Origin of the sequence: Hoeflea sp. AS16 (genome assembly GCF_038900095.1) — a bacterium.
Classification (GTDB): Bacteria; Pseudomonadota; Alphaproteobacteria; order Rhizobiales; family Rhizobiaceae; genus Hoeflea.
This window is the reverse complement of sequence record NZ_JBBMQQ010000011.1, coordinates 121,662-130,929: the sequence shown is the minus strand read 5'-3', so window position 1 is coordinate 130,929 and position 9,268 is coordinate 121,662. Positions and strand designations below refer to the sequence as shown.

Genomic DNA, 9,268 nt, shown 5'->3' with positions numbered 1-9,268 from the left:
TGGCGGCAGCATAATCAGGGCGGAAATCCACTTAAGCAGACGCCCGAAACTGTTCAGACAATCCGAACCACCTCTGTGGAAGGGATGAATCTTCCAGGATGGCACATCCACTTCCTGTCAAAGGACCTTACAAAAGGCGGACACATTCTAAAGATTTCCGGAGACGACATCAAAATCAAAGTCAACAAACTTCAGGCCTGGAAAGTCCTGATGCCAGATGATCCGGATTTCAGCACATGGAATCTCAAGGAAGATCTGAAATCAAAGACAGAGGCCGTTGAAGGCGCAACAAGAAAATAGTTTGCCAATTTTGCCGCGCCTTTTGACGTGAATTAGAATATGGCCTGATTACTCGCAGTTGCAAAAATTTTGTAACAAAGCGAAATCAGGCCATAGTTCAACAGCGGCCTCGTTTGCCTGAACAATAATAATTTGTGTTTAGATGAAATGCAGTCACTGAGTATACCGCTTGCGGTGAACTGGGATGCAAGTCATTTCAATGAAACCAACCATGAGCATCGTTGCAAAAACTGACGGCATGTCACCGAAGGCTTGGAGAGGGTATCACCAATTCAGCACCGGATGTGACCACACTATTCCCCTCATTCCAGGGACAGGGCTCCGGCGTACGCCCCTCCCCAAGCTTGATCAAACCCGCCCCCCGCTTTAACACTCAGGCGTCTTTCAAGAGCAATCACGAAATGTGCTCGGGGGACATGTGGGCAATCGAGTGGGCAGACCGTGAAGCGTATCTTCTTTCGAGTAATTTTTGCGTTGGGACTGGCGGCCGGCCTGAGCGGCTGCATCGGCGTGTCCTATTACGCGCAGTCGCTGAAGGGGCATGTCGAGATCATGGCGGCTCGGAAGAATGTCGAACGGCTGGTCAGGGATGATGCGACGCCCGAGCCGTTGCGGGCGCGGATGCGGGCGGCCAGCGCCATCCGGCAGTTTGCCAGCGACGCGCTCGACCTGCCCGACAATCAGAGCTACCGCGCTTACGTCGATATCGGCCGGGACTATGTGACCTGGGCGGTGTTTGCCGCACCGGAATTCTCGCTCGTGCCAAAGGTCTGGTGCTTTCCGGTGTTCGGCTGCGTGCCCTACCGCGGCTATTTCGCTAAACAATCGGCGGTCCGAACCGCAGCGGAGCTCGAGCGCGATGGCTTCGACACCCATGTCTCCGGCGTCACCGCCTATTCGACGCTGGGCTGGTCCAGCGATCCGCTGCTGTCGACCATGTTCCTGCGCGACAAGACCTATCTGGCAGCCCTGGTGTTTCACGAGCTCGCCCACCAGCGCGTCTACATCAACGACGACACCGCCTTCAACGAGGCCTTTGCGGTGGCGGTGGAAACCACCGGCGTGCGCAAATGGCTTCGCGCGGCCGGCGACGAGGCCGGCTTGAGCCGCTACGAGGCCGGGCTCAATCGCAGCGCCGATTTCGTGGCGCTGGTGGCGCGGACAAAATCCGAACTGGCGAAAATCTATGCCGGACCCGGCAGCGCCGCGCAAAAACGGGCGGCGAAATCCGCAGCCATCGACCGGCTCAGGACGCGCTACCGCCGGATGCGCGACAGACGCTGGAGCGGGTATCGCGGCTATGACGGCTGGTTCGATGTACCGATCAACAACGCCAAGCTGGCCGCAACCTCGGTCTATTCCGACCAGGTGCCGGCCTTCATCCGCCTGTTCGAGCTGTGCTCGGGCGACTATCCAAGGTTTTACACCGCAGTCAGACGGCTGGGCCGGCTCGACAGGGCCAAGCGGGGCGCGGCGCTTGAGGCGGCAACGAGCTGCGAGTGAGGCGGAGGCCCGTAATCTCCACCCTTGCGGCGGGGTCCAAAGGACGGGCGAGACCCGTGGCTCGCCCTGGGTCGGCGTAGCCGACAGAGGGGGGTAACGCGGCAAACTCGAACTATCGGAATAGGAGGCGGGCTTCACCCCCCTCTGTCACGGTGTGACATCTCCCCCGCAAGGGGGGAGATTGGTGGGTGGCTGAGGCGTTGGCGGTTACAGCGAGTTTCAACGCACGAAGCCAGCTTTTGCCCCTCCCCAACCCCTCCCCATCGGTGGGAGGGGCTTAACCCAGGCATCAGCCTCAGTTCTGTGGCGTCGCCCGCGCCCAGGCATCCAGCGCCTGGTTGAACACCTCGGTGCCGCTGGCGCCCTTTTCCAGCGTGATCAGCGCTTGCCTGCCATTGGCATAGACCACCGGAATGTCGATCCAACTGCGGTCGCGCAGAAGCTCGACATTGGTCTTGCGCGCTTCCTCGAGATCGTTGAGCGCCACCATGTAGAAATCCTGGGTGATCTTGGCCGGCACCGCGATCAGCGGCGTGCCCTGGTCGGCCTCGGTCTGCTTCATGGCGATGCGCTGCAACTGGTCGATCGAGCCGCCGTCGAAATCCGGCGGCAGGGCAAAGACGATCTCGACGATATGGCTGGCCGGCAGCGACGCATCGGTGTTGCGCTTGATGGTCATAAGCGCCGACAGCCCCTTGTCCGGATTGTTGATCTCGGCGCGGATAACCTGCTCGTCGGGCCCGTCGCCGGATTGCTCGTTGACCAGCGTCCAGACCACCGTGCCCGGCTTGACCTCGAGCGACTGCTGGCCCAGGCGCTCTTCATACAGGATCATCTTCTGCGCCACGCCAAGCGGCTGTGACGCAGGGGCGGCGGCATCCTCGGGCGAAACCGCGGCATCGGCAGTGGCCTCTTCCGCAACGCTCTCGTCGGCAGGCCCCGCATCGGTGAGTTCGGCCACCGAGCGGCCTTCGACGGCATCGTCGGGCGCAGGCCCCGGAGCCGGGCCGGCATCGGTTTCGGTTCCATCGGGATTGAGACGCTGGGTAAACTTGCCGTCGTCGACAGGGGCTGCCTCTTCGGTCATCGCCGTTTCGACCGGCGCCTGTTCGCCGCCGGCCTCATCGGTGGCCTCGGGCGCAACCTCCGCCGTGTCTCCGGCAGGCTGCGTTTCCTCGCTCGCCACCGGCGCATCGGCAGCGGTGCCGCCGAACATGGCGGTCACGGTGTCCTTGTAGATCCAGCCGGCAATCGCCACCAGGCCGATGAAGCCCACCACAAGCAGCGCCGCCAGCAGCCCGCCCCGGCCGGCCTTGGCCGCCGCCGGTTTGCGCGATGGCGCATCCGCCGGGCGCTCGGGCGCGTGATCAAGACCGAAAGCCGCGTCATGCGCCTCGCCGACCAGATCCGTCGGCCGCGACACCGGCTCGGGCGTCCCCAGCGGCTCCGGCTCCGGTGCTTCATAAGGCGCGTCATAGGGAATGTCGGCGGGTTCGGGAGAACTGACCGCGGCCTGGTAGACCGGCGCCGCAGGCTCCGGCGTCACCACGGGCTCCGGTGCCAGCGACCGCGTTTCGGGTTCCGGCTCGACGATCGGTTCAGGCTTTGGCTCTGGCTTCGGCGGCTCGGGCTTCGGGGCCGGCTTTGGTTCGGGTTTCGGCTCGGCGATCACCGGGCTCTTTTCCACCATCGATTCGAGCTCGGCCATCAGGGCTTCGGTCTCGTCGATATCGGCGGGCAGCGCCTCGGCGTGTTCGCTTTCGACCTCGTCGATGGCCGCGTCGAGCTTGTCGAGCTGGCGCGCAATCACCTCGTCCGACGGTGGCGGATTGATCGCCTCGAGCTGACGGCGGATGGCAGCCCGCGCCTTGTCGTAGACCTTGCCCCGGTTGACCGGAGTATTCTCCGGCAGGTTATCGACCGCCTTCCGGATGACTGCTACAAAATCCGCCATGACTTACCCTGGTTTGTTCCCACAAAGCGCTTCAAATCACGCAGTTGCGCTAACCTAGTCTTCAAACGGATCAGTCACAAGTATCGTGTCATCCCGCTCCGGACTTGTGGACAACAGTGCCACCGGCGCGCCGATCAGCTCCTCGATCCGCCGCACATACTTGATCGCCTGCGCCGGCAGGTCGGCCCAGCTGCGCGCGCCCACGGTGGTGCCGGTCCAGCCCTCGATGCTCTCGTAGACCGGCGTGACCCGCGCCTGCGCGCCCTGGCTGGCGGGAAGATGGTCGATCCGCTCGCCGTCAAGCTCGTAGCCGACGCAGATCTTCAGCTCGTCCAGCCCGTCAAGCACATCGAGCTTGGTCAGCGCGATGCCGGTGATGCCGTTGACAGCAACCGCCTGGCGCACCAGCGCCGCATCGAACCAGCCGCAGCGCCGCTTGCGGCCTGTCACGGTGCCGAATTCATGGCCGCGCTCGCCCAGGAACTGGCCGGTCTCGTCGTTGAGTTCGGTCGGGAACGGCCCCTCGCCGACGCGCGTGGTGTAGGCCTTGGTGATGCCCAGCACATAGCTCAGCGCGCCCGGCCCCATGCCCGAACCCGCCGAGGCCTGGCCGGCAATGGTGTTGGACGAGGTGACGAACGGATAGGTGCCGTGGTCGACATCGAGCAACGTGCCCTGCGCGCCCTCGAACAGGATCCGCGCACCGGCACGGCGCTTCTTGTCGAGCAGCAGCCACACGGTTTCGCGGAACGGCAGGATGCGCTCGGCAACCGATGTGAGTTCCTCGAGGATGGTCTCGACCGAGAATTCCGGCTGGTTGAGCCCGCGGCGCAGCGCGTTGTGGTGCGTGAGCAGCCGGTCGACCTTGGCCGGCAGCGTTTCCAGATTGGCCAGATCCATCACCCGGATCGCCCGGCGCCCGACCTTGTCTTCATAGGCCGGGCCGATACCGCGCCGCGTGGTGCCGATCTTGGTGCCGGAATTCGACGCCGCATCTTCGCGCAGCGCATCGAGCTCGCGGTGCAGCGACAGGATCAGCGTGGCGTTGTCGGCAATCCTGAGATTGTCGCCATTGATGACGACGCCCTGCTCGGCCAGCCGGTCGATCTCGCTGACCAGCGCATGCGGGTCGATGACCACGCCATTGCCGATGACGGCGAGCTTGCCCGGCCGCACCACGCCCGAAGGCAAAAGCGACAGCTTGTAGACGGCACCGTCGACGACCAGCGTGTGACCGGCATTGTGACCGCCCTGGAAACGCACCACCACATCGGCGCGCTCCGAGAGCCAGTCGACGATCTTGCCTTTTCCCTCGTCACCCCATTGCGACCCGACGACAACTACGTTGGCCATGACAACCCCTTGGATTGGGGCCTCGTGCAGGAGGCCCGGAAAACAAAAACCCGCGCATGCATACAGACTTGGGCCACCAAAATCGACCCTTGGCCGGCGCGAACGGCCTTTTTTGCGTGACAATTTCTCCGCATCCCGACAAACAGGAGCTGCAGCATTCCAGAACCAAGCCATTTTAGCCCATAATCACCCGCAAACCAGCCGCCCGCCCGGCCAAAAACCCCGGAAAATCCAGCCTTGATCCTGCGCGCCTACCTGCTTCTGATCATCACCTCCCTGTCCTGGGGGGCAAATGCCGTCGCCGGAAAGGTGGCCGTCGGCCATATTTCGCCGATGCTGCTGACATCGATTCGCTGGGGCATGGCCTTTGCCATCCTGCTCACTTTTGCGCTGCCGCAGGTGCGCCGCGATGTGCGCGTGATCAGGGCCAACCTGCCCCTGCTTGTCAGTTACGGCATGTTCGGCTTTGCCTTCTTCAACATCCTGCTCTACTCGGCGCTCGAATACACCACCGCCATCAACGTCGCCATCGAGCAGGCCGGCATGCCGATGATCATCTTTCTCGCCAATTTCATCCTGTTCCGCATCCGGGTCACCCCGGCGCAGATCGTGGGCTTTGTGCTGACGCTGGCCGGCGTCGCCATCACCGCCTCGAGCGGCAGCCTCGCGCGGCTGGTAGGCCTCGAACTCAACCGGGGCGACGCGCTGATGCTGCTGGCGGTGTTTTTCTACGGCGGCTACACCGTGGCGCTGCGCTACAAGCCCACGCTGCACTGGCAGTCGATGATCACGGTGATGGCGGGCGCCGCCTTCCTCGCCTCACTGCCGTTTTCCGCCTTCGAGGTGATGCGCGGCTCGGTGATCTGGCCCGACACCACCGGCTGGCTGGTCGCAGCCTTCACCGCCATCTTCCCCTCGCTGATCGCCCAGGTGCTGTTCATCCGCGGCAACGAGATCATCGGCTCCAACCGCGCCGGCATCTTCATCAACCTGGTCCCGATCTTCGGGACGTTGCTGAGCGTGCTGATCCTCGGCGAGATGCTGCATCTCTATCACGTGATTGCGCTGGGGCTGGTTCTGGGCGGGATATGGCTGTCGGAGCGGGGGAAGAGGTAGGGGGGAGGCCCAAACATCATTTGCGCATGCTACTACGCATGGTTGCGGGGCCCCTTCAAACTAGACGGCGGGCTCTATGCTCGAGTTACCAAATACTCAACAAATATAAAATGCTAAAAAACATAACTAAACGCTACCAAACATGCATATATATCGCCCAACACAACCAATTTTATCAAACGAAATAATCATCAACACAATATACGCTATTATTCACTCAAACGGCTTCTCACCAGAGCTTCAATAGCCCTAGCCTTAATCTCAGCGCTCCCATTTCCATTTCTGACATAGACAATTTCATCATTCATCTGGGCGGGTCGTCGGCAAACTGTAATGCCCTGCCTTCTGGGTCTCACAATAACCACACAAATTGTTAAACCATCCTGGGAAACAAGCTTTCTTGAAATATGCCCAATGCAACTACGATAGTCATATATATATTTTTCCAGACACGACGAAAAAAATAACTCCCACCCGTCCAGCGTACCGCTCTTAACAGGTATAAAATCAAGTTCACAGTCTATACCGCATATATCACGCACATCACTGACACCGATTAGAAGTGTACCTCCATCTGAATTCAAAAATGCACATATTGTCTTTATGCATTCGAACACCAAATCATCAGAGACCCACTTATCTTTCGGCACCTTCTCCATTCCGAGTAATTTCTTCTTTAAATACAGAGATTCCTTAAACTCGACTTCCTGGCCCTCATCAGATTGGAGGGCTTCTTTTAGTGCGAGAATAAAACGTTCTGGAGTACTAATTCTGGATACGACACGAACTTGATCCAATTCTCCTTCAGAAACCGATGGATTGAGTTCGAGCCCCTTTTCATTTAAAGCAACCTCAATTTTTGAGCAGGCAGAAAGAGCCCCAAACTCGACAAAATCGGGAAGTTGCCTCAAATCATTAAGGGTGCATTCAAGTCCACTTTGGTAAGCTTGAACCACCAGTTCAAGGAACGTCTCCGAGGCCATTATTTTACATCGGTCAGAGAAACAAGATGACTAGCTATTAAATTGGCTCGTCGTTTCCAAAACGCCTCAATCCCGCTCATTCCCCTTTTCAAAAGCACGAAGCACTCTTCATCCACGAACACACTTTCGAACGAATTTTTGACCTCGCCATCATAAATTACACCCTGTTCCAATAAGAAGGTCGCCGGACTCTTTGATTTCCATATGTTATTAATTTCTCTTGAGATGGGCATTAGGTTAGAAATAGATTCCACAAAATTTTCAGAATCAGAATCAATACCAAGCAAACTCAAATACTCCCCAGACGCATTCTCGCGACACCATCTCTTAGGGTATATATGGTGCAATTCTACGCGACTACCGTCCTCTCCTACAAGAATATTACCCATGAAATCCCTGGACGCAGCCGCAATCATCGGAAGCAGTAGCGCCGACTGCAACGCGCCTCCGGGACGCCCATTTAAGAGCAGTTCAACCAACTGTTCGTGATCCCGGACCTCAGATGGGGGAATATCACGATTCAGTTGATCGTCTGCAAATGCGACCCACTCTTCGTTGCTCGAAAAATTTCCTTTTGACCCAAGTATAGACTTTAACATTATCATGTCAGTGCCCATTTGGCTTAGAAAGCCTTGATCATATCTCGTCGCCAAGGCATTTCTCCAAAAGAATGCGCGATACAGCATGTTCAGGTCATCTACGGACCAGCTACCGTGAGTGCTTTCTGGATCAAAACGCTTGTGCCACCTAAGACCCACGTAAATTCCAGATGAAATCGGATAGGGGCACTGGAGGTATCCAAACTGACCGCCAGCAACGACTTCCTGAAAATCCCCAATAAACTGTGAGAATTCATCAGTGTGGGCTACTAAATGTGCCCAATGCTCAACAGGGGTTGCAAGAAGATCTGATGATTTGACCGAAGTGATGCTCTTCGGCTTGGAGGCGCCCGCAACTCGCCGTGCTTTGGGCTTCGTGGGCAAGTCCGTGAGAGCTACAAAGCAGGCGGTAGATATTTGAGCAACTAGTTCCGGCCTTTTCTTCGGCACGGCCCAACCAATTGCTCCATCAAGCTGCGATAGATCGTCCATCCAATCGCGTAGGTGCAATTCATCATTGGTATCTCTGAGAAGCCATGAATTGATCAAGTCGACAGTTGATACTTTCATACCAGTCAAGTTGAGCGTCTCAAAAATTTCACAGATCTGCCCAAGATCGTACCTTTGAGGGACAGTGCAGGCACCGAGCTTTGTCTCTGTAATTCCCTCAAACGCCTGCTGCAAAATTTTATCGCGGCGCGCTATCTCATCAGCATCTGGAAATTCACCATCAGGATAGATCGACTCGTCTTTGAGCTTCTGAATATAGCCATACCACTGCTGCAGAACTGACTGGCCTCTCTCAAAACTTGCTAACGGGAAGTAGCCTTTCGCGATACATGCATCGAGATTCGTCAATCCCTCCTTCTGAATTTCAGTTTTCTTCTTGAAGACAACTCTCTCAAGAGGATCCTTCAAGGAAGCATTGAGAAAATATCGACCAGAGTATTTATTGCCACCAAAGTTCGGCGAAAATCCGGAGAAAGCCATTGCTAGTGCGGTACTTCTCTGTCGACCATCGAGAATTGCCATCACGTGAGTTGGGTTTGCCTCAGGCTTTCCGAATTGAAGAACAACTTTAGTTTTTGACTGGCTATCCCAGTCGTCTATTGATAGAGGTTCCAGATCAATATGTGAATCTGATGGCTGCTCCCAAAGCGTCACCATACCAATTGGGTACCCATCTATTACAGAAGTAGCCAAACCTGCGACTGCAGATGTATCCCAAACGAATTCCCGCTGAAACCTTGGCACTTTCCATTTTCTACTACTCAAATTTTCAAGTACTTCTGATATGGATAGCTCTGAAATTCTGATGCTTGATGCCATAGCGCTTTCAATCTAATGTGTCTCAGGCAAACTCTTTGAAGAGTGCCTGAGTGCTTTAATGTTCAGAGGCATACATCCATGCCTATTCAAGCCTAGTCTAATCCTGAATCTGGTTTGGTTACAATGTCGTT

General features: G+C 57.2%; 7 protein-coding genes. 3 read left to right on the top strand and 4 right to left on the bottom strand.

The annotated features are described in order from the left end of the window. Positions 1-300, top strand: a 300-nt coding sequence (locus WNY80_RS20580; RefSeq protein WP_342889276.1) for an acetolactate decarboxylase, incomplete at its 5' end; no start/stop codon positions are given. 441 nt (positions 301-741) lie between these two features. Continuing rightward, on the top strand, positions 742-1,803 hold the full coding sequence (locus WNY80_RS20575; RefSeq protein WP_342889275.1) for an aminopeptidase: 1,062 nt from the start codon (positions 742-744) through the stop codon (positions 1,801-1,803). Between the two features lie 295 nt (positions 1,804-2,098). On the opposite strand, the gene WNY80_RS20570 is transcribed toward WNY80_RS20575, so the two are convergent. After that, positions 2,099-3,757, bottom strand: coding sequence for a hypothetical protein (locus tag WNY80_RS20570; RefSeq protein WP_342889274.1), 1,659 nt, complete (start codon positions 3,755-3,757; stop codon positions 2,099-2,101). A gap of 54 nt (positions 3,758-3,811) precedes the next feature. Further along, a complete protein-coding gene (locus WNY80_RS20565) occupies positions 3,812-5,110 on the bottom strand; it encodes an adenylosuccinate synthase (protein WP_342889273.1) in 1,299 nt (432 codons plus the stop codon). Between the two features lie 237 nt (positions 5,111-5,347). On the opposite strand from WNY80_RS20565, the gene WNY80_RS20560 reads away from it, so the two are divergent. Beyond that, positions 5,348-6,226: a DMT family transporter gene (locus WNY80_RS20560; RefSeq protein ID WP_342889272.1), complete on the top strand. Its 879-nt coding sequence runs from the start codon at positions 5,348-5,350 to the stop codon at positions 6,224-6,226. Between the two features lie 209 nt (positions 6,227-6,435). On the opposite strand, the gene WNY80_RS20555 is transcribed toward WNY80_RS20560, so the two are convergent. After that, on the bottom strand, positions 6,436-7,209 hold the full coding sequence (locus WNY80_RS20555) for an ATP-binding protein (RefSeq protein WP_342889271.1): 774 nt from the start codon (positions 7,207-7,209) through the stop codon (positions 6,436-6,438). Next, entirely contained in the window at positions 7,209-9,137 is a 1,929-nt protein-coding gene (locus tag WNY80_RS20550; protein ID WP_342889270.1) for a DUF262 domain-containing protein, read from the bottom strand. Before WNY80_RS20550 ends, WNY80_RS20555 begins: the two co-directional genes overlap by 1 nt. Positions 9,138-9,268 lie beyond the last annotated feature (131 nt).